Raw genomic sequence first — 20,975 nt, forward strand, 5'->3', positions numbered from 1 at the left:
CCCGACTCGCGGCCACGTGGGTGACCGCTGTCACGACCGCCTCGGACCACCGGCAGGAGAGCCGGTGCGGACCGCCGGGCGGACCGCCGCTGCGGTCCGCCCGGCGGCCCCGGTGATCGCCCGAGGCACGGACCCCCCACATTCCCGCTTACCGGCCGCCGTAACCCATCCGGCCCGCATCGGCCCGACGGGACCGCGTCGTGGACCCCGCGCGACCGCATCCCGGACCCTGTGAGCGGCCCCTCCCACACTCCCCGCAGCCACCCTCTCCCACGGTCTCCACAGCCACCCCCGACCCCCGCCTTCGCCGTCCACACCCTCGCCGTGCTGTCGGTGTCCGCCAGTAGGGTGTGTTGCATGGCCGACCCCTCCAGCTACCGCCCCAGACCGGGTGAGATCCCCGACTCGCCGGGGGTCTACCGGTTCCGTGACGAGCACCGCCGGGTGATCTACGTCGGGAAGGCGAAGAGCCTGCGCCAGCGCCTGGCGAACTACTTCCAGGACCTGGCGAACCTGCACCCCCGTACCCGGTCCATGGTCACCACGGCCGCGTCCGTGGAGTGGACGGTGGTCTCGACCGAGGTCGAGGCGCTGCAGCTGGAGTACTCCTGGATCAAGGAGTTCGACCCCCGGTTCAACGTCAAGTACCGCGACGACAAGAGCTACCCGTACCTCGCGGTGACGATGAACGAGGAGTACCCGCGCGTGCAGGTGATGCGCGGTCACAAGAAGAAGGGCGTGCGCTACTTCGGCCCGTACGCGCACGCGTGGGCGATCCGCGACACCGTGGACCTGATGCTGCGCGTCTTCCCGGTGCGCACGTGCTCGGCGGGCGTGTTCAAGAACGCCGCCCGGACCGGCCGCCCCTGCCTGCTCGGGTACATCGGCAAGTGCTCGGCGCCCTGCGTGGAGCGGATCTCCGCCGAGGACCACCGGGAGCTAGCCGAGGAGTTCTGCGACTTCATGGCCGGCCGCACCGGCACCTATCTGCGCCGTCTGGAGAAGCAGATGGCGGAGGCGGCCGAGGCGATGGAGTACGAGCGGGCCGCGCGCCTGCGGGACGACATCGGCGCGCTGAAGAAGGCCATGGAGAAGAACGCGGTGGTGCTGGCGGACGCCACCGACGCCGACCTGATCGCGGTCGCCGAGGACGAGCTGGAGGCGGCCGTCCAGATCTTCCACGTGCGCGGCGGGCGCGTGCGCGGCCAGCGCGGCTGGGTCACGGACAAGGTCGAGGAGATCACCACCGGCGCCCTGGTCGAGCACGCCCTGCAGCAGCTCTACGGCGAGGAGACCGGCGACGCCGTCCCGCGCGAGGTGCTCGTCCCCGCCCTGCCGGACCCGGTGGAGCCGGTGCAGGAGTGGCTGACCGGCCGGCGCGGGTCGAACGTCTCGCTGCGCGTCCCGCAGCGTGGCGACAAGAAGGCGCTGATGGAGACGGTGCAGCGCAACGCGCAGCAGGCGCTCGTGCTGCACAAGACCAAGCGCGCCTCCGACCTCACCACGCGCTCGCGCGCGCTGGAGGAGATCAGCGACGCCCTGGGCCTGGACAGCGCCCCGCTGCGGATCGAGTGCTACGACATCTCGCACCTCCAGGGCGACGACGTGGTGGCGTCCATGGTCGTCTTCGAGGACGGGCTGGCCCGCAAGAGCGAGTACCGCCGCTTCCAGATCAAGGGTTTCGCCGGCCAGGACGACGTGCGGTCCATGCACGAGGTGATCACCCGCCGCTTCCGCCGCTACCTGGCGGAGAAGGAGCGCACGGGGGAGTGGACCGACGGCGACGAGCCGGGTGCCGCCGCCGACCCCGAAACGGCCGCCGCGGGTCTCGCCGAGCCGCCCGCGAACACCCTCACCGAGGACGACGGGCGTCCCAAGCGATTCGCGTATCCGCCGCAGCTCGTCGTGGTGGACGGCGGCGCGCCGCAGGTCGCGGCGGCCCAGCGGGCGCTGGACGAGCTGGGCATCGACGACATCGCGGTGTGCGGTCTCGCCAAGCGGCTGGAGGAGGTGTGGCTGCCCGGCGAGGACGACCCGGTGGTGCTGCCCCGTACGAGTGAGGGTCTGTACCTGCTGCAGCGCATCCGCGACGAGGCGCACCGTTTCGCGATCACCTATCAGCGCGCCAAGCGCGCCAAGCGCTTCCGCTCCAGCCCCCTGGACGACGTCCCCGGCCTCGGCGAGACCCGGAAGCAGGCGCTGATCAAGCACTTCGGTTCGTTGAAGCGGCTGCGGTCGGCGACAATCGATCAGATCTGTGAGGTTCCGGGCATAGGCCGTAAGACGGCCGAGACGATCGTCGCGGCTCTCGCCCAGGCGACACCCGGCGGTCCCGCCGTGAACACGGCGACGGGCGAGATCATGGATGACACGGAAGAACCCGGGCAGCAGACGGGTTCTCCGGGGGAGCCCGTGTCCACGGGCGCCCCGGACGAACGACGGGGGCAGGAGCGATGACCGAGCACGAGACAGGGCCCGGGGACCGGGCGGAACAGCAGGCGGGCGGGGCCACGGCCCGCGCCGGCGTCCGGCAGGACAACGGAGCACAGGTGAAGACGGGCAAGGACAACGGCGGGGTGCCCGAGGCGGGCATCCCCGAGCTGGTGATCATCTCCGGGATGTCCGGGGCGGGCAGGTCGACGGCCGCGAAGTGTCTGGAGGACCTCGGCTGGTTCGTCGTCGACAACCTGCCGCCCGCGCTGATCCCCACCATGGTGGAGCTGGGCGCGCGCTCCCAGGGGAACGTGGCGCGGATCGCGGTCGTCGTCGACGTCCGCGGCCGGCGCTTCTTCGACAACCTGCGCGAGTCCCTCGCCGACCTCGACGCGCGCGGGGTCACCCGTCGCACGGTCTTCCTGGAGTCCTCCGACGACGCCCTCGTGCGCCGCTTCGAGTCGGTGCGCCGTCCGCACCCGCTCCAGGGCGACGGCCGGATCGTCGACGGCATCGCCGCCGAGCGGGAGCTGCTGCGCGAGCTGCGCGGCGACGCCGACCTGGTGATCGACACCTCCGGGCTCAACGTGCACGAGCTGCGCGCGAAGATGCACGCGCAGTTCGCGGGCGAGGAGGAGCCCGAGCTGCGGGCCACCGTGATGTCCTTCGGCTTCAAGTACGGCCTCCCGGTCGACGCCGACCTGGTCGTGGACATGCGGTTCCTGCCCAACCCGCACTGGATCCCGGAGCTGCGCCCCTTCACCGGCCTCAACGAGGAGGTGGCGTCGTACGTCTTCAACCAGCCCGGCGCCAAGGAGTTCCTCGACCGGTACGCCGAGCTGCTGCGCCTGGTCGCCGCGGGCTACCGTCGTGAGGGCAAGCGCTACGTGACCATCGCGGTCGGCTGTACGGGCGGCAAGCACCGCTCGGTCGCCATGTCGGAGAAGCTCGCCGCCCGGCTCGCCGCGGAGGGCGTGGAGACGGTGGTCGTCCACCGGGACATGGGACGGGAATGACACGACGTACTCCGCGGCTGAGCCGGCTGCGCAGGGCGGTCCCCGAGGGCCGCGCCGGCCGGTCGGCCGAGACGCGTGGCGCGCGCCCGCGCCGCAGGGGCGCCCAGCCCAAGGTCGTCGCCCTCGGCGGTGGCATGGGCCTGTCCGCGTCGCTCGCCGCCCTGCGCCGGATCACCGGCGACCTCACGGCCGTGGTCACCGTCGCCGACGACGGCGGCTCCAGCGGCCGGCTGCGCGACGAACTGGGTGTGCTGCCCCCGGGTGACCTGCGCAAAGCACTGGCGGCGCTGTGCGGGGACGACGACTGGGGGCAGACCTGGGCGCGCGTCATCCAGCACCGCTTCCAGTCCAAGGGCGACCTGCACGAGCACGCGGTCGGCAATCTGCTCATCGTCGCCCTGTGGGAGCAGCTCGGCGACCACGTCAAGGCGCTGGACCTGGTGGGGCGGCTGCTCGGCGCGCACGGCCGGGTGCTGCCCATGTCCGCCGTGCCGCTGGAGCTCCAGGCGCTGGTCAAGGGCCACGACCCGGAGCGCCCCGACGACATCGACACCGTGCGCGGCCAGGCCACCGTGGCCCTCACCCCGGGCGAGGTGCAGTCGGTGCACCTGGTGCCGAACGACCCGCCGGCCGTGCCCGAGGCGGTCGCGGCGGTGCTGGACGCCGACTGGGTGGTGCTGGGACCCGGCTCCTGGTTCTCCTCGGTGATCCCGCACCTGCTGGTCCCGGAGCTGCTGGACGCCCTCGTCGAGACGAAGGCCCGGCGGGTGCTCTCGCTGAACCTCGCCCCGCAGCCCGGAGAAACCGAGGGCTTCTCCCCGCAGCGTCATTTGGAGGTTTTGGGGCGACACGCCCCTAAACTCGCCCTGGACGTGGTGCTGGCCGACGAGGCCGCCGTGCCCGACCGCGACTTGCTGACCGATGCCGCCAAGCGGCTCGGCGCCGCGGTCGAGCTGGCCCCCGTGGCCCGGCCCGACGGAAGCCCCCGGCACGACCCGGAGCTGTTGGCCGCCGCGTACGACCGTATTTTTCGGATGCATGGAAGGATCGGCCCATGGCGATGACGGCAGCGGTGAAGGACGAGATCAGCCGGCTCCCCGTCACCCGTACCTGCTGCAGGAAGGCGGAGGTCTCCGCCATTCTGCGGTTCGCCGGCGGCCTCCACCTGGTCAGCGGGCGCATCGTGATCGAGGCGGAGCTGGACACCGCCATGGCCGCCCGGCGGCTCAAGCGGGACATCCTGGAGATCTTCGGCCACAGCTCCGAGCTGATCGTGATGGCGCCGGGCGGACTGCGCCGCGGGTCGCGCTACGTGGTGCGCGTCGTCGCGGGCGGTGACCAGCTCGCCCGCCAGACGGGCCTGGTGGACGGCCGGGGCCGACCGATCCGCGGCCTGCCCCCGCAGGTGGTCTCGGGGGCCACCTGCGACGCCGAGGCCGCCTGGCGGGGCGCCTTCCTCGCACACGGCTCCCTCACCGAGCCCGGCCGCTCCTCCTCCCTCGAGGTGACCTGCCCCGGTCCCGAGGCCGCGCTCGCCCTGGTCGGCGCCGCCCGCCGGCTGCACATCGCCGCCAAGGCGCGCGAGGTGCGCGGCGTGGACCGCGTGGTCGTCAGGGACGGCGACGCGATCGGCGCGCTGCTCACCCGGCTCGGCGCGCACGAGTCGGTGCTGGCCTGGGAGGAGCGCCGGATGCGCCGCGAGGTGCGCGCCACGGCCAACCGGCTGGCCAACTTCGACGACGCCAACCTGCGCCGCTCCGCCCGCGCCGCCGTCGCGGCCGGCGCCCGGGTGCAGCGCGCGCTGGAGATCCTCGGCGACGACGTGCCCGAGCACCTCGCCGCGGCCGGCCGGCTGCGCATGGAGCACAAGCAGGCATCCCTGGAGGAGCTGGGCGCGCTCGCCGACCCGCCGCTCACCAAGGACGCGGTGGCCGGACGCATCCGCCGGCTGCTGGCCATGGCCGACAAGCGCGCCCAGGACCTCGGCATCCCGGGCACGGAGGCCAACCTCAGCGAGGAGCTGGACGACAAGATCGGCGTCTGACCCGACGCGTGACCGACTTCTGACGCCTGATCAGAGCACCGGCGCCGCCGCCCAGTTGGGTGACCGGCGCCGGTTCCGTGTGTCGGCGGCACCCTTGACTCGATCATGTTGTGTCATGAGCCTGGCATCTGTTCGCTGCCGTGGCGGACCTCTTTCAGGGGGGCTCATGAGACGAAGAGCGAGATCGATCCTCGCTGTCGGCACGCTCCTGCTGGGCGGAGCCGGCTTCGCACCTGTCGCCCAGGCACAACCCGCACCGCCCTCGCCCGGTGACCCCGGCGAGGTCAAGGTCTACCGCGCCGACGTCACCCGGCAGCAGGTACCCCTGCTGCTGGCGGCGGGGCAGGACGGTCACGAACTCGGCGAACGGGTGCCCGAACGGGGCACGGCCGCCGTCGAGGTGTACCTCACCGAGGGACAGGCCCGGAAGCTGGAGAAACAGGGCGTCGACCTCACCGAGCACACGCTTCCCGCCCGGGCGGAGAAGCGCGTGGCGGACGCCGCCGAGGGCGTGTTCCGGCCGTACAGCGGCAAGGGCGGCCTCAGGGAGGAGATCCTGCGCACCGCGCAGCAGAACCCCTCCCTCACCAAGGTCGTCTCCATCGGAAAGACGATCCAGGGCAAGGACATCCTCGCCCTGAAGCTCACCAAGCAGGCCCGCGCGAAGAAGGACGGCTCCAAGCCGGCCGTCCTCTACATGGCCAACCAGCACGCCCGTGAGTGGATCACGCCGGAGATGACGCGCCGGCTGATGCACCACTACCTGGACCGCTACCGCACCGACAAGCGGATCAAGAGGATCGTCGACACCACCGAGCTGTGGTTCGTCCTCTCCGCCAACCCCGACGGCTACGACCACACCTTCGCCGACGACGCCAACCGCCTGTGGCGCAAGAACCTGCGGGACGTCAACGGCGACGGGCAGATCGGCTCCGGCGACGGCGTCGACCTCAACCGGAACTTCCCCTACAAGTGGGGCTACGACGACGAGGGCTCCTCGCCCAGCCCCTCCAGCCAGACCTACCGGGGCGCCTCCCCGGGCTCCGAGCCCGAGACCCAGGCGATCGACGCCTTCCAGAAGCGCATCGGCTTCACCTACGGCATCAACTACCACTCCGCCGCCGAGTTACTCCTCTACGGGGTCGGCTGGCAGGTGGCCACGCCGACCCCCGACGACGTGCTCTACAAGGCGCTCGCGGGCACGCCGGACAACTCGGCGATCCCCGGCTACCACCCGCAGCTCTCCTCCGAGCTGTACACCACCAACGGCGAGGCCGACGGGCACGCGGCCAACGTCAACGGCATGGCGATGTTCACCCCGGAGATGTCGACCTGCCAGACGGCCTCCGCGTACGACCCGGACGACGCCTGGGAGCCCGGCGACTGCCGTTCGATCTTCACGTTCCCGGACGACGAGACGCTGATCCAGCAGGAGTTCGCCAAGAACGTCCCGTTCGCGCTGTCCGTCGCCGAGTCCGCCGCGCACCCCGACCGGCCGTCCTCCGCGGTCGGCCTGGAGGCCGCGGACTTCACCCCGGCGGTGTTCACGACGTCCTACGCGCGCGGTGCGGACCAGGAGGTCTCCGTCGTCGTCCGCAAGTCGGTGCGCGACAAGGAACTGCGGTACCGGGTCAACGGAGGCCGCACCCACGACGCGGACCTCAGGGCCTGGCGGGGCGGCGAGCGCTACGGAGGCGAGGACGACCTCTACTTCGACGAGTACCGCGCGAAGGTCCGGCACGCAGGGCCCGGTGACCGGGTCGAGGTGTGGTTCACCGGCAAGGCGCGCGGCGGCACGAAGGTGTCGAGCAAGCCCTTCACCTACACCGTGGCGGAGCGGCCCCGCGCGGACGTCCTCGTGGTGTCCGAGGAGGGCGCGAAGGCCACGGGCACCAAGACGTACCTCGACGCGCTGAGGGCGAACGGCCGGAGCGCCGCCGTCTGGGACGTCGCCGAGAAGGGCGCGCCCGACGCGCTCGGCGTGCTGAGCCACTTCCGCACCGTCGTCCACCACACCGGGGCGGCCGTCCCGGGCGTCGCCACCCAGCTCCAGCTGCGGGCCTACCTCAACGAGGGCGGCCGGCTGATCGAGGCGGGCGAACGGGCCGGCGGCAGCGTCGACCTCGGCGACGGCGTCCTGTCCGACGACTTCAGCCAGTACTACCTGGGCGCCTACTCCCGCACCGCCACCCCCGGCGCCACCGCGTTCACGGGCGCCGGACGCCTCACCGGCACGGGCGGGCCGCTCGGCGACGCGCCCGGGAATCCGCTCGACGGGCCCGGCAGCTTCGCCGTCACCTCCGACGAGCTGCCGCCCACGACGTACCCGCGGTTCACGAGCGCCGGCGCCGGGTCCTTCACCGGCACGGTCAACCCGTACGGGCCCTACGCGGGCTCCTCCATGGCGGCCGCCGTGCACACCGACGACGGCTACAAGCGCCTCACCCGCACCGTCGACCTCACCGGTGTCACCGCCGCCGAGCGGCCCACGCTGCGCACCCGCCTGCTGTGGGACACCGAGCCGGGGTACGACAACGTGATCGTCGAGGCGCGCACGGCCGGCGGCGACGACTGGACGACCCTGCCCGAGGCGGGCGGCGCCACCCGCGCCACCGTGCCCGCCGAGTGCGCGGCCGGGTTCTACATCGCCGGGCACCCCTGGCTGGAGCACTATCTGACGCTCGGCGAGGACGGCTGCGCCGCCACCGGCACCACCGGCGCGTGGAACGCCCTCACCGGGTCCTCCGGCGGCTGGCAGCAGGTGGAGTTCGACCTGAGCGCCTACGCGGGCCGGACGGCCGAGGTGTCGGTCGCCTATGTGACCGACCCGGGCAGCGGCGGCCGGGGCGTCCTCGCCGACGAGGCCTCCCTGGTCGTGGGCGGAACGGTCACCGAGACCGAGGGCTTCGAGGAGTCCCTGGGCGCCTGGCGGGCCTCCGGGCCGCCTCCGGGCAGCCCGGCCGTGCTGAAGGACTGGACCCGCACCGGGGAGCTGTTCCGGACGTTCGCGGCGGTCACCACCGAGGACACCGTGCTGCTGGGCTTCGGCCTGGAGCACCTCACCTCGGCGGACGGCCGGGCCGCCCTGATGAGGAAGGCGCTGGCCGCCGTCCGGGGGTGACACCGGCGTCGGCAAAAGCGGACACGCACGGCGAAAAAGGGTGACCGAACACCGTCGCCCTGGGGCGGTCCGTACCCTACTGGCGGGTACGGACCGCACTGCCGGGTATGGGACAACTCGATGTCACGGCCGGGGCCCCGGAGAGGTAGGGTCGACAGTGGTCGGGGACATCCCAAATACAGCTCGCCGGCGTCAGAGCCGGCGTACCAACGAGGAGATCGGTTCGTGACGATCCGCGTAGGCATCAACGGGTTTGGCCGCATCGGTCGGAACTACTTCCGCGCGCTCCTGGAGCAGGGCGCCGACATCGAGATCGTGGCCGTCAACGACCTGGGCGACACGGCGACCACCGCGCACCTGCTGAAGTACGACACCATCCTGGGCCGTCTGAAGCAGGAGGTCTCGCACACCGAGGACACCATCACCGTCGGTGACAAGACGATCAAGGTCCTCTCCGAGCGCAACCCCGCCGACATCCCGTGGGGCGAGCTGGGTGCCGACATCGTCATCGAGTCGACCGGCATCTTCACCAAGAAGGAAGACGCCGAGAAGCACATCGCCGGCGGCGCCAAGAAGGTCATCATCTCCGCCCCGGCGAAGGGCGAGGACATCACTCTCGTCATGGGCGTGAACCACGATCAGTACGACGCGGCGAACCACCACGTCATCTCCAACGCCTCCTGCACCACCAACTGTGTGGCGCCGATGGCGAAGGTCCTCGACGAGAACTTCGGCATCGTCAAGGGTCTGATGACGACGGTCCACGCGTACACGAACGACCAGCGCATCCTCGACTTCCCGCACAAGGATCTGCGCCGCGCCCGTGCCGCCGCCGAGAACATCATCCCGACCACCACGGGCGCCGCGAAGGCCACCGCCCTGGTGCTGCCGCAGCTCAAGGGCAAGCTGGACGGCATGGCCATGCGTGTCCCGGTCCCCACCGGCTCCGTCACGGACCTGGTGGTCGAGCTCTCCCGCGAGGTCACCAAGGAAGAGGTCAACGCCGCCTTCCAGAAGGCCGCCGAGGGCGAGCTGAAGGGCTACCTGGAGTACACGGAGGACGCGATCGTCTCCTCCGACATCGTCAACGCCCCGGCGTCCTGCACCTTCGACTCCTCCCTGACCATGGTCCAGGAGGGCAAGAACGTGAAGGTCATCGGCTGGTACGACAACGAGTGGGGCTACAGCAACCGCCTGGTCGACCTGACGGTCTTCATCGGCAACCAGCTCTGATCACGGAGCGGACGGCCTGATATGAGTGCAGGGCTCGGACGGTGCGGCGACGCGCCGTCCGAGCCCTGACGCACGTATCGGAACGGTCGCCCTCTTTCGATCACAAGCGATCACGAGCGAACAGGTCGCTGAACACGTTGCTCTGACAGGGAGCCCCCTATGAAGACGATCGACGAACTCCTCTCCGAAGGCGTCGCGGGCAAGCGGGTCTTCGTCCGCGCCGACCTCAACGTGCCGCTGGACGGCACCACCATCACCGACGACGGCCGCATCCGCGCCGTGCTGCCCACCGTCAAGGCGCTCGCCGACGCGGGCGCCCGCGTGGTCGTCGCCTCGCACCTGGGCCGCCCCAAGGGCGCCCCGGACCCCGCCTTCTCCCTCGCCCCCGCCGCCGCGCGCCTCGGTGAACTCCTCGGCGCCGACGTCGCGTTCGCCACCGACACGGTCGGCGAGTCCGCCGCCTCGACCGTCGCCGGACTCGCCGACGGCCAGGTCGCCGTCGTCGAGAACCTGCGCTTCAACGCGGGCGAGACCAGCAAGGACGACGCCGAGCGCGGCGCCTTCGCCGACCAGCTCGCCGCCCTCGCCGACGTCTACGTCGGCGACGGCTTCGGCGCGGTGCACCGCAAGCACGCCTCGGTCTTCGACCTCCCGGCCCGCCTGCCGCACTACGCCGGGTACCTCATCGCCACCGAGGTCGGCGTGCTGAGGAAGCTCACCGACGACGTCAAGCGGCCCTACGTGGTCGCCCTCGGCGGCGCCAAGGTCTCGGACAAGCTGGCCGTCATCGACCAGCTGCTCGGCAAGGCCGACCGCATCCTCATCGGCGGCGGCATGGCGTACACCTTCCTCAAGGCCAAGGGGTACGAGATCGGCTCGTCCCTGGTCCAGGAGGACCAGGTCCCGGTCGTCCAGGAGTACCTGGAGCGCGCCGAGAAGAGCGGCGTCGAGCTGGTGCTGCCGGTCGACACCCTGGTCGCCGACGAGTTCCCCGACATGAAGGCCAAGGCGCCGGGCAACCCCGAGAACGTCGCCGCGGACGCCATCCCGGCCGGGAAGATGGGCCTGGACATCGGCCCGGAGACCCGCAAGCTCTACGCCTCGAAGCTCGCCGACGCCGCCACCGTCTTCTGGAACGGCCCCATGGGCGTCTTCGAGCACCCCGACTACGCCGAGGGCACCAAGGCGGTCGCCCAGGCCCTCCTCGACTCCCCGGGCTTCACCGTGGTCGGCGGCGGGGACTCCGCCGCCGCGGTCCGTACCCTGGGCTTCGACGAGCAGGCATTCGGCCACATCTCGACCGGCGGCGGCGCCTCCCTCGAATACCTCGAGGGCAAGACGCTCCCCGGCCTCGCAGCACTGGAGGACTGACCCTCAATGACCACCCGTACGCCGCTGATGGCGGGCAACTGGAAGATGAACCTCAACCACCTCGAGGCCATCGCCCACGTCCAGAAGCTCGCCTTCGCCCTGGCCGACAAGGACTACGAGGCCGTCGAGGTCGCCGTCCTGCCGCCGTTCACCGACCTGCGATCCGTGCAGACCCTGGTCGACGGCGACAAGCTGAAGATCAAGTACGGCGCCCAGGACGTCTCGGCCCATGACGGCGGCGCCTACACCGGCGAGATCTCCGGCCCCATGCTGGCCAAGCTGAAGTGCACCTATGTCGCGGTCGGCCACTCCGAGCGCCGGCAGTACCACCACGAGACCGACGAGATCGTCAACGCCAAGACGAAGGCCGCCTTCAAGCACGGCCTCACCCCCATCCTGTGCGTCGGCGAGGAGTTGGAGGTCCGCGAGGCGGGCAACCACGTCTCCCACACCCTCGCCCAGGTCGAGGGCGGTCTGAAGGACGTCCCGGCCGAGCAGGCCGAGTCCGTCGTGATCGCCTACGAGCCCGTGTGGGCCATCGGCACCGGCAAGGTCTGCGGCGCCGAGGACGCGCAGGAGGTCTGCGCGGCGATCCGCGGCAAGCTCGCCGAGCTGTACTCCCAGGAGCTGGCCGACAAGGTCCGCATCCAGTACGGCGGCTCCGTGAAGTCCGGCAACGTCGCCGAGATCATGGCGCAGGCCGACATCGACGGCGCCCTGGTCGGCGGCGCCTCGCTGGACGCCGACGAGTTCGTGAAGATCATCCGCTTCCGCGACCAGTGAGCGGCCGGGGTGCGCCCGCCCGCGGGCGCACCCCGGGATCGGGAGTAGGCCGCAGGGCCGATCCGTCGTACTCTTGCGGGGTCCAGTCCGGTGCTGGACCCCGTGTCGTCCATCCGTTTCCGAGGAAGTTGGTCCAGCCGTGGTTCTGGGGTTCTCCATCGCCCTGATCGTCTTCAGCCTGCTGCTGATGCTGCTGGTGCTGATGCACAAGGGGAAGGGCGGCGGCCTCTCCGACATGTTCGGTGGTGGCATGCAGTCGTCCGTCGGCGGCTCCTCGGTCGCCGAGCGCAACCTCGACCGGATCACGGTCGTGATCGGTCTGCTCTGGTTCGCGTGCATCGTGGTGCTCGGCATCACGATGAAGATGAACAACTGACCCACGCGGCGCGATCCGCCCGCATTCCCCACGTAACGCCCCATGTTCGGTACGCGCAGCTGAGCGCGGCCTATCATGGGGCTTGCGTCTGGATGCGGAGACAGGTAACTCCTATCACTGGACGCGCGTTGGGCCTTACGTAGACTGAGGCGCTCGCAGCGAAGCGGTACGCCGACTCGCTTCGCGGCACCATTACGCAGGGAGTTACGACCGTGGCAAGTGGCAACGCGATCCGGGGAAGCCGGGTCGGGGCGGGGCCGATGGGCGAGGCCGAGCGCGGCGAGTCCGCGCCGCGGCTGCGCGTCTCCTTCTGGTGCTCCAACGGGCACGAGACACAGCCGAGCTTCGCGAGCGACGCGCAGGTGCCCGACACCTGGGACTGCCCACGCTGCGGCTTCCCGGCCGGGCAGGACCGCGACAACCCGCCGGACCCGCCGCGCACCGAGCCCTACAAGACGCACCTCGCCTATGTGCGCGAGCGGCGCAGCGACGCGGACGGCGAGGCGATCCTCGCCGAGGCGCTCGCCAAGCTGCGGGGCGAGATCTGAGCACCGGCACACCGGGCGCAGTCGTCTGCCGCACGGCCGGTTCGCTCTCCGGACTCTTCCGTTCTCCTCACGACTGATCAATTAGGTTGGGACCAGTCGGCACAGCGGGGACATCCAAGGAAGAAGGCTGAAGTCCGAGATGAACGCAGACGGCCGTAGCAGGCTCCATCAGACGCCCGAGTGGACCGCACTGGCCAAGCACCGTGAGGAGCTCGGAGAGGTGCGGCTGCGCGAGCTGTTCGAGGCCGCCCCGGACCGCGGCACCGGCTACACCCTCCGGGTCGGTGACCTGTACGTCGACTACTCCAAGCATCTGGTGACCGACGAGACGCTGCGGCTGCTGCGGGAACTGGCCGCGGCCACGGACGTGTTCGGGCTGCGGGACGCGATGTTCCGCGGGGAGCGGATCAACACCACCGAGGACCGCGCGGTGCTGCACACCGCGCTGCGCGCGCCGAGGGACGCGGTGGTCGAGGTCGACGGGGAGAACGTCGTCCCGGCCGTGCACGCGGTCCTGGACCGGATGGCCGATTTCGCCCACCGCGTCCGCTCCGGCGAGTGGACCGGTCACACGGGCCGGCGGATCCGCAACGTCGTCAACATCGGCATCGGCGGCTCCGACCTGGGCCCGGCGATGGCGTACGAGGCGCTGCGCGCCTACACCGCGCGGGACTTGACGTTCCGGTTCGTGTCCAACGTGGACGGCGCGGATCTGCACGAGGCGATCCGGGACCTGGATCCGGCGGAGACGCTGTTCATCGTGGCGTCGAAGACGTTCACCACGATCGAGACGGTCACCAACGCCACGTCCGCCCGCGCCTGGCTGCTGGAAGAGCTCGGGGACGAGAAGGCGGTGGCGCGGCACTTCGTGGCGCTGTCGACGAACGCGGAGAAGGTGTCGGCGTTCGGGATCGACACGGCGAACATGTTCGAGTTCTGGGACTGGGTCGGCGGGCGGTACTCCTACGACTCGGCGATCGGGCTGTCGCTGATGATCGCGATCGGTCCGGACCGGTTCCGGGAGATGCTGGACGGTTTCCGTATCGTCGACGACCATTTCCGCACGGCCCCGCCGGAGGCCAACGCGCCGCTGATCATGGGCCTGTTGGGGGTCTGGTACAACAACTTCCACGACGCGCAGTCGCACGCGGTGCTGCCGTACTCGCACTACCTGTCGAAGTTCACCGCCTACCTCCAGCAGCTCGACATGGAGTCCAACGGCAAGTACGTCGGCCGGGACGGGCGCGAGGTCGACTGGCAGACCGGTCCCGTGGTGTGGGGCACGCCCGGCACCAACGGCCAGCACGCCTACTACCAGTTGATCCACCAGGGCACCAAACTCATCCCCGCCGACTTCATCGGCTTCGCCCGGCCCGTGGAGGAGCTGAGCGACGGGCTCGCCGCCCAGCACGACCTGCTGATGGCCAACTTCTTCGCCCAGACGCAGGCGCTGGCCTTCGGCAAGACGCCGGACGAGGTGCGCGCCGAGGGCGTGCCCGAGGAGCTGGTCCCGCACAAGACCTTCCAGGGCAACCACCCCACCACGACGATCCTGGCCACCGAGCTGACCCCGTCGGTGCTGGGCCAGCTGGTCGCCCTCTACGAGCACAAGGTGTTCACGCAGGGCGCGATCTGGAACATCGACTCCTTCGACCAGTGGGGCGTCGAACTCGGCAAGGTCCTCGCCAAGCGTGTGGAGCCCGCCCTCACCGAGGGCGCCGACGTGCCCGGCCTCGACCCGTCGACGAAGGCCCTGGTCACCGCCTACCGCGAGCTGCGCGGACGCGGCTGATCCACCGTCACGGGGAGCGGACGGCTGCCCGCCGTCCGCTCCCGTACAATCCCCGGGTCGACGAGCACGGCGAGCACTCGGGGGAACACGACGTGGCACGGACGCCCGGCCGGTGGACCGGCGGCACACTCACGGCACGCGACGTCCTGAAACCGCACAAGGTGGCGGACGCGGTGTTCCACCCGGCGTGGATCCCGCCGTCGCTGGACCCGGCCATCGACCGGCTCAAGCGCATCCGCGTCATCGCCGGAGCCGTGGCCTCCATCGGCGTCTACACCGTGCTGGCGGGCGGTTTCGACGTCACGGAACTGCTGGAGAACGCCCTCACCGCCTCCGCGGTGCTGCTGCTCCTCACCCCGGTCACGGTCGGCGTGATGCTCCTCGTCTGGCGGCGCACCGGTCCGCTGCGGCAGTTGAGGACACCGCTCCTCAACTCCCTCGCGCTGCTCCTGCTGTTCGTCGGCTCCGTCGTCGCGCTGGCGCTTTTCGTGCAGACCGTCAACGCCACGCACAACCCCCTCGTCATCATCGGGGTGGGCATCACGATGATGTGGATGCTCGGCTTCGTCGCCCGGGGAGCCTTCCGGGTGACCGGCAACTTCTTCGGCACCGGCGCCGTGCACCGCTGTCTGCCCGCGCTGCTCGCCACGGTCACCAGCTGGCTGGTGGCGGTCCCCGACCTGGTCACCGGCGATCTGCACGGACTCGGTCTCACCTTCGGCGTCGTCTTCATCCTGGGCGCCCCGGTGACCGTCACGGGGATCGCCCTGCTGGAGACGGGCCGGCTCAGGCGGCGCTACGGCATCCGGCTCGGCGCGCACCCGGCCGCGCACACGCCGGCCCCGGGGCCCGTACCGCCGATGCCCCCGGTCCCGCCGTCCGGCCATCCGCACGTCCCGTCCCAGGGCCATCCGCACGTCCCGTCCCAGGGGCATCCGTACGGCCCGCCTCAGGGGCATCCGTACGGCCCTCCGCCCGGCGCGCCCTACGTCCCGCCGCAGCCGCACCCCGGGAGCGGATTCGTCCCCGGTCAGGGTGGCGGCAGCCCCTACGCGCCCGGCGCCGGCGGGAATCCGTACACCCCGCAGCCCCCTTACGGTCCGTAAGGACCTTCGTCGCTCAGGCCACCGCGCTCAGGGTGTCCGCGAGGCGGCGGCGGGCCGCGCGGGCGGCCGGGACGGCGGCCAGGGCGGCGGCGCCCAGCACGGCGGCCGTGCCGAGCAGCACCAGCAGCGCGGGGGAGGGCAGCCGGGCGATGCCCGCGCCGATGCCGCTCGACCTGCCCTGGGCGTCGATCAGCCAGTGCGCCAGCGGCAGCCCCAGCGCGGTGGCGAGCAGCACCGCCGCCAGGGCCGTGCCGGCGGTGGCGGTGACCGTGACCGCGGTGATCTGCCGGGGCGACAGGCCGACGGCCTTCAGCGCCAGCAGGTCCCGCTCGCCCTCGCGGACGGTGCCGCCGATCGCCGTCAGCAGCTCCACCAGGCCGATCAGTGCCAGCACCGCGACCAGCCCCAGGACCACCGCGCGCAGCGGCGACAGCCCGTCCGCCGGGTTCGCCACGGTGTGCACGTCCAGATGGCCGCGGCCCTCCGCCGCGAGCCGGGCCGCCACCTCCGCCGGGTCCGCGCCCGGTTCGAGACGCACCTGGTAGAGGCCGGGGCGCATCTCCGGGTGGTTGGCGCGGAGGGTGTCGAGGGAGGTGGAGATGACCCGTCCCGCGTTCTCCGGCTCGATGCTGCGGCCCACGATGTGCAGGATCTGCGGGCGGTCGCCGACGGTCATCCGCACCCAGTCGCCCACCCGGACGTGCAGCAGGTCGAGCAGTCCCTGCCCGGCCACCGCCTCGTCCGGGCCGTGCGCCGGCCTGCCCTCCGCCAGCGCGAACGGGTACGGGTCCTCGTGCGTGCCGTAGCCGCGCAGGGCGATCGTCGCGGTCTGGCCGGGGACCAGCGCGGCCACCTCCACGCCCGGGTGGGCGGCGGCGACCTGCGGATCGCTCTCCAGCAGCTCCCGCGCCTCGGCGTCGTCCAGCGAGGCGTCGGCGCGCACGCTGAGCGCCGCCGGCAGGCCGATCCGCTCGGGCGCGCCGTGGAAGCGGTCGATCGTCGTCCACGCGCTCAGCGCCACCACGATCAGCAGCAGCGGCAGCGCCAGTCTGGCCACCGCGCCCAGCGACCGCGGCCGTCGGGTGAACGCCTTGTGCCAGCCCAGCACCAGCGCCGGAGGCACCCGCGCGCCCAGCGCCCGGCGCGCCGCACCGCTCAGCCGCCCCGCCGGAGCCGCCGCCGGACGCGGCACCGGCACCGGCGGCACCCGGCCCGCACGCCAGGCGGCCAGCCCGGTGGTCGCGCCGATGAACAGCACCGCGCCGACCGGCACCACGACCAGCGCGGCCGTATGCCCGGGCAGCCCCTGCCACACGTCCACCGCGTCCCCGAGCCGCCCCGGGACCGCGCCGCCCAGCGCCTCGGTGAGCGCGGCGGCGGCCACCGCCCCGAGCAGGGCGTAGCCGAGGTGCTGGATGAGGAAGACGCGCACCACCTGGCCGGGGGTGAAGCCGATCGCCTTGAGGACGGAGATGTCCCGCAGATGCCCCCGGATCCGGGTGGTGATCGCGCCGTGCACGGCGAACCCGGCGGCGGCCAGCGCGCCCAGCCCGAACAGGCCCAGCACCTGCCCCAGCAGCCGGTTGTCGCCCTGCGCCTCCGCACGCGCCTGCTGCCAGGTCGCCACCTCGCCGATCGCCCCGGCGCCCAGTTCGGTCACCGCCCGCTGCACGGCGTACCCGGTGTCGCCCGGGTCGGCCAGCCGCAGCCCGATCACCTGCCCGTCCGGGTCCGGCACCGCCGACGGCAGCGCCCACACCAGCCCCGCCCGCTCGCCGGGCCGGAACCGCGGCTCGGCGCTGTCCGCGACGCCGACCACGGTGAACCGCCGCGCGGTGCCGGGCACGGTGAGGGTGTCGCCGGGGGCGGTGAGCAGGGCGCGGGCCAGGTTGCTCTCCAGCACCACGCCGTCGGGCGTCGCCGGGTCCAGCCAGTGCCCGGAGGTGACGATCGGGCGGCCCACCTCGGGCCGGTCCGGCGTCCCGCGCACCTCGACGGAGGCGCGGCCGCCCTGCGAGGCGAGGGTCAGCGCGGAGGTGGGGTAGGGGCCGGCGACCGACCGCACCCCCTCCAGGCCGGTCAGTCTGTCCGCGTCGGCGGAGGCGGTGGTGTGCAGGGTGACGTGGGCGCCGTGCGCCTGGGTGAAGACGCGCTGCCAGGGATTGGTGGCGTAGCCGAACAGGGCTGTGGCCAGCAGCAGGGACACCACGATGCCGGCGGTGGCGAGCACCAGGAACAGGGCCTCGCCGCGGTGCGTGCGCAGATCGGAGTGCGCCCAGCGCAGAGTGGCTCGCACCGGCCTCAGCCCTTCGCGGGTCGGCCGGCGACGCGTATGCGCGTGCTCGCGGCGGGTCGGTGGGTGACGCGCATGTCAGTGCCTCGCGGGTCGGTCGTGGACGCGCATGTCAGTCCCTGAGCTCCAGCACGCCGGAGGCGCCGGCCCGGCGCGGGGGCGGGCCCGCGTCGAGGGTGGCGTCGTCGGCTATCCGGCCGTCGAAGAAGGAGATCACCCGGTCCGCGGCGCTCGCCAGCCGCGCGTCGTGCGTGACCAGCAGGATCGTCTGCCCGCGCTGGTGGAAGCGGGACAGCAGCCGCATCACCTCACGCGTGCCCTTGCTGTCCAGGCTGCCCGCGGGCTCGTCGGCCAGCAGCAGCGGAGGGTGGTTGACCAGCGCCCGGGCCAGGGCGACCCGCTGCTGCTCACCGCCGGACAGCTCGCCCGGCATGCTCCGCTCCTTGCCCTCCAGGCCCAGCTCGGCCAGCAGCTCCCGCCGTCCGGCGCGGGCCTTCTTCGGCGGGACCCCGGCGAGCAGCGCGGGCAGCTCCACGTTGTCCGCGACCGACAGGTCGGAGACCAGGTTGAAGAACTGGAACACGATCCCGATGCGCCGCCGCCGCTCCACCGCCCAGCGCGCCTCGCTCCAGCCGTCGGCGCGCTCGCCGTCCAGCCAGATGGAGCCCTCGTCCGGCCGCTGGAGCCCGCCGAGCAGATGCAGCAGCGTCGACTTGCCCGCGCCCGAGGGGCCGGTGACCGCCACGAACTCGCCGCGGGTCACCCGCAGGTCCACGCCGCGCACGGCGCGTGCCGGGGCGCCCTCGCCGTGGTGGGTCTTGACCAGGCCTTCGGCGCGCAGCAGGGGAGCGTCGCTCTCGCTCACTGAAGCTCCTCCAGCTCTTCCTGACACCGCTCCAGCCAGTCGAGATCGGCCTGCAGGTGCAGCATCGCGCCCTCGATCAGCAGATGGGAGATGCGGTTGTCCCGGTCCTCGGCGGCGGCCAGCTTCGACAGCTGCCGCATGGTGTTCAGATACTGGCGGCGCTGCCGGTTGATCAGCGAGATCTGGTCGGCGAGACCGGTCTGCGGGGCCAGGGCCAGCTTCATGAAGAACTCGTCCCGCACCCGCGGCTCGTCCGCCGTCTCCTCGAACCAGGCGCGCAGCGCCTCGTGCCCGGCCTCGGTGAGGTGGTAGACCTTCTTGTTCGGCCGGCTCGACTGCTCGATGGCCTCGCCCTCGATCAGCCCCGTCTTCTCGAGGCGGCCGAGGGTGACGTAGATCTGGCCGACGTTCGGCTGAGGGTACGCGGCGCCCAGCAGTTGCTCAAGGTCCTGCTTGAGCTCGTAACCGTGCGCCGGGCCGCGGGCGAGCAGCGCCAGGAGGGGCAGCCGCACTCGTGCTCTCCTCCTCGCGCTCCTGGGTAATGTGCCGCAGGACCTAGTATCGCCCATACCTAACGGGTATACATGGCCTCTGACCCCGGCAAGGGTGCCCGGGTGCCGGTGTACAGGGAGGAACCTATGCGGTGGATCCATGCCGCGGGTAGGGGCCTTCTCGTCCTGATCGTCGTCATGACCGGTTATGTCGCCTCCGGCGCGAGCGCCGACGAAGGTCCGGGGGACGGGCGCGGACCCCTCACCCTCGCCACGGCCGGGGACCTCACCGGGTACCTCGGCTCCGTCCTCGACGGCTGGAACCGCACGCACCCCGGCGAGGAGGTCACCCTCGTCGAACTGCCCGACTCCGCCGACGAGACCCGCGCGCAGATGATCACCGATCTGCGGGCCGGTGAGGGCGGCCGCTTCGACGTGCTGAACATCGACGTCAGCTGGACCTCGGAGTTCGCCGCCGCGGGCTGGATCCGCCCGCTGCCCCGCGACCGGTTCCCGCTGGACGCCTTCCTGCCCCCGGTCGTCGGCACGGCCACCTACGACGACCGGCTGTACGCCGTCCCGTACGTGACCAACGCCGGGCTGCTGCTGTACCGCAAGGACGTCCTCGACGAGGCCGGCGTCCCGCCGCCGCGCACCTGGGCCGAACTGGAGCGGGCCGCGGAGACGATCGGCCCCGCGCACGGACTCGACGGCTATGCGGGCCAGTTCCTGCCCTACGAGGGGCTCACCGTGAACGCGGCCGAGGCGGTCTACTCGGCGGGCGGCACCATTCTCGGCGACGAGGGCGAACGCGTCACCGTGGACTCCCGGGCGGCCCGCAAGGGCATCGGCTTCCTGGCCCGCGGCGTCCGCGAGGGCTGGATCCCGAAGGAGGCGCTGGCGTACAAGGAGGAGGAGTCCAAGCGGGCCTTCCAGGAGGGCAGGCTGCTCTTCCTGCGCAACTGGCCCTACGCGTACGTCGCCGCCTCCGCCCCGGACTCGAAGGTCGCCGGGAAGGTCGGCGCCGTGCCCCTGCCCGGACCGGACGGTCCCGGGACCAGCGTGCTCGGCGGGTCCAACCTGGCCGTCAGCAGCCACGCCGAACACCCCGACTCCGCCGCCCGGCTGCTCGCGTACCTCACGAGCGAGCGGGTGCAGCGCGAGGTCCTCACCCGCGGCGCGCTGCCGCCCGTACGGGCCGATCTGTACGACGACCCGGAGCTGGTGCGCCGCTTCCCCTACCTGCCGACCCTGCGCGAGAGCGTGCTGGCCGCCGCGCCGCGTCCCAAGAGCCCGCGCTACGACCAGGTGAGCCTGGTGGTGCAGGCGGTGGTGCACGACGCGATGAGCGGGCGGCAGACGCCCGAGGCGGCGGTGCGCCGGCTGGCGGCGGGACTCGCCGCAGTCTCCTCCCGCTGACTCTCTCCCCAGTTACATGTTAGGTAACGCGCGTATCTCGTTCGCGCCGGAATCGCCCTTATCCGCCCTGGTCTGCGCCCCGTA

At 72.0% G+C, this 20,975-nt stretch carries 16 protein-coding genes; 13 read left to right on the plus strand and 3 right to left on the minus strand.

Features of this window, described 5'->3' with window-relative positions:
* The first annotated feature begins 357 nt into the window (after positions 1-357).
* From uvrC to ACQY0Z_RS15650, 12 genes are all read left to right on the plus strand, one after another.
* Positions 358-2,457, plus strand: coding sequence for an excinuclease ABC subunit UvrC (gene uvrC, locus ACQY0Z_RS15595; protein ID WP_189899448.1), 2,100 nt, complete (start codon positions 358-360; stop codon positions 2,455-2,457).
* Complete coding sequence (gene rapZ, locus ACQY0Z_RS15600; protein ID WP_254587971.1) at positions 2,454-3,449, plus strand: RNase adapter RapZ; 996 nt, start codon at positions 2,454-2,456, stop codon at positions 3,447-3,449. The genes uvrC and rapZ overlap by 4 nt, the downstream gene beginning before the upstream one ends.
* Positions 3,446-4,513 carry a gluconeogenesis factor YvcK family protein gene (locus ACQY0Z_RS15605; protein WP_189899450.1) on the plus strand — a complete coding sequence of 356 codons (1,068 nt, stop codon included), beginning with the start codon at positions 3,446-3,448 and terminating at the stop codon, positions 4,511-4,513. The genes rapZ and ACQY0Z_RS15605 overlap by 4 nt, the downstream gene beginning before the upstream one ends.
* Positions 4,504-5,493: a DNA-binding protein WhiA gene (whiA, locus tag ACQY0Z_RS15610; RefSeq protein ID WP_006135276.1), complete on the plus strand. Its 990-nt coding sequence runs from the start codon at positions 4,504-4,506 to the stop codon at positions 5,491-5,493. The genes ACQY0Z_RS15605 and whiA overlap by 10 nt, the downstream gene beginning before the upstream one ends.
* A 166-nt stretch (positions 5,494-5,659) precedes the next feature.
* Positions 5,660-8,614 carry a M14 family zinc carboxypeptidase gene (locus ACQY0Z_RS15615; RefSeq protein WP_439812423.1) on the plus strand — a complete coding sequence of 985 codons (2,955 nt, stop codon included), beginning with the start codon at positions 5,660-5,662 and terminating at the stop codon, positions 8,612-8,614.
* A 225-nt stretch (positions 8,615-8,839) separates the two neighbouring features.
* Complete coding sequence (gap, locus tag ACQY0Z_RS15620; RefSeq protein ID WP_019525270.1) at positions 8,840-9,847, plus strand: type I glyceraldehyde-3-phosphate dehydrogenase; 1,008 nt, start codon at positions 8,840-8,842, stop codon at positions 9,845-9,847.
* Positions 9,848-10,006: 159 nt separating this feature from the next.
* On the plus strand, positions 10,007-11,218 hold the full coding sequence (locus tag ACQY0Z_RS15625) for a phosphoglycerate kinase (protein ID WP_189899452.1): 1,212 nt from the start codon (positions 10,007-10,009) through the stop codon (positions 11,216-11,218).
* Between the two features lie 6 nt (positions 11,219-11,224).
* Entirely contained in the window at positions 11,225-12,001 is a 777-nt protein-coding gene (tpiA, locus tag ACQY0Z_RS15630; RefSeq protein WP_189899454.1) for a triose-phosphate isomerase, read from the plus strand.
* Between the two features lie 139 nt (positions 12,002-12,140).
* A complete protein-coding gene (secG, locus tag ACQY0Z_RS15635; RefSeq protein ID WP_019525267.1) occupies positions 12,141-12,377 on the plus strand; it encodes a preprotein translocase subunit SecG in 237 nt (78 codons plus the stop codon).
* Positions 12,378-12,589: 212 nt separating this feature from the next.
* On the plus strand, positions 12,590-12,925 hold the full coding sequence (locus ACQY0Z_RS15640) for an RNA polymerase-binding protein RbpA (RefSeq protein WP_078066843.1): 336 nt from the start codon (positions 12,590-12,592) through the stop codon (positions 12,923-12,925).
* A 139-nt stretch (positions 12,926-13,064) separates the two neighbouring features.
* Positions 13,065-14,717, plus strand: a complete 1,653-nt coding sequence (gene pgi / locus ACQY0Z_RS15645) for a glucose-6-phosphate isomerase (protein WP_439812424.1) — start codon at positions 13,065-13,067, stop codon at positions 14,715-14,717.
* 92 nt (positions 14,718-14,809) lie between these two features.
* Entirely contained in the window at positions 14,810-15,823 is a 1,014-nt protein-coding gene (locus ACQY0Z_RS15650; protein ID WP_254588414.1) for a hypothetical protein, read from the plus strand.
* 13 nt (positions 15,824-15,836) lie between these two features.
* Here ACQY0Z_RS15650 and ACQY0Z_RS15655 read toward each other — a convergent pair whose 3' ends face one another.
* The 3 genes from ACQY0Z_RS15655 to ACQY0Z_RS15665 all read right to left on the minus strand — a co-directional run bounded on the left by ACQY0Z_RS15655 (position 15,837) and on the right by ACQY0Z_RS15665 (position 19,493).
* Entirely contained in the window at positions 15,837-18,119 is a 2,283-nt protein-coding gene (locus ACQY0Z_RS15655; RefSeq protein ID WP_381730484.1) for an ABC transporter permease, read from the minus strand.
* Between the two features lie 109 nt (positions 18,120-18,228).
* Entirely contained in the window at positions 18,229-18,981 is a 753-nt protein-coding gene (locus ACQY0Z_RS15660; protein WP_254588416.1) for an ABC transporter ATP-binding protein, read from the minus strand.
* A complete protein-coding gene (locus ACQY0Z_RS15665; RefSeq protein ID WP_028960684.1) occupies positions 18,978-19,493 on the minus strand; it encodes a PadR family transcriptional regulator in 516 nt (171 codons plus the stop codon). The genes ACQY0Z_RS15660 and ACQY0Z_RS15665 overlap by 4 nt, the downstream gene beginning before the upstream one ends.
* Positions 19,494-19,619: 126 nt before the next feature.
* On the opposite strand from ACQY0Z_RS15665, the gene ACQY0Z_RS15670 reads away from it, so the two are divergent.
* Complete coding sequence (locus tag ACQY0Z_RS15670; protein WP_439812425.1) at positions 19,620-20,891, plus strand: ABC transporter substrate-binding protein; 1,272 nt, start codon at positions 19,620-19,622, stop codon at positions 20,889-20,891.
* Positions 20,892-20,975 lie beyond the last annotated feature (84 nt).

The organism is Streptomyces sp. P9-2 (assembly GCF_051903975.1).
Classification (GTDB): Bacteria; Actinomycetota; Actinomycetes; order Streptomycetales; family Streptomycetaceae; genus Streptomyces; species Streptomyces cellulosae.

Excerpts from the sequence above, each read along its gene's own strand:
- uvrC (WP_189899448.1), top strand. The coding sequence starts at position 358 with ATGGCCGACCCCTCCAGCTACCGCCCCAGACCGGGTGAGATCCCCGAC.
- rapZ (WP_254587971.1), top strand. The coding sequence starts at position 2,454 with ATGACCGAGCACGAGACAGGGCCCGGGGACCGGGCGGAACAGCAGGCG.
- ACQY0Z_RS15605 (WP_189899450.1), top strand. The coding sequence starts at position 3,446 with ATGACACGACGTACTCCGCGGCTGAGCCGGCTGCGCAGGGCGGTCCCC.
- whiA (WP_006135276.1), top strand. The coding sequence starts at position 4,504 with ATGGCGATGACGGCAGCGGTGAAGGACGAGATCAGCCGGCTCCCCGTC.
- ACQY0Z_RS15615 (WP_439812423.1), top strand. The coding sequence starts at position 5,660 with ATGAGACGAAGAGCGAGATCGATCCTCGCTGTCGGCACGCTCCTGCTG.
- ACQY0Z_RS15625 (WP_189899452.1), top strand. The coding sequence starts at position 10,007 with ATGAAGACGATCGACGAACTCCTCTCCGAAGGCGTCGCGGGCAAGCGG.
- tpiA (WP_189899454.1), top strand. The coding sequence starts at position 11,225 with ATGACCACCCGTACGCCGCTGATGGCGGGCAACTGGAAGATGAACCTC.
- pgi (WP_439812424.1), top strand. The coding sequence starts at position 13,065 with ATGAACGCAGACGGCCGTAGCAGGCTCCATCAGACGCCCGAGTGGACC.
- ACQY0Z_RS15670 (WP_439812425.1), top strand. The coding sequence starts at position 19,620 with ATGCGGTGGATCCATGCCGCGGGTAGGGGCCTTCTCGTCCTGATCGTC.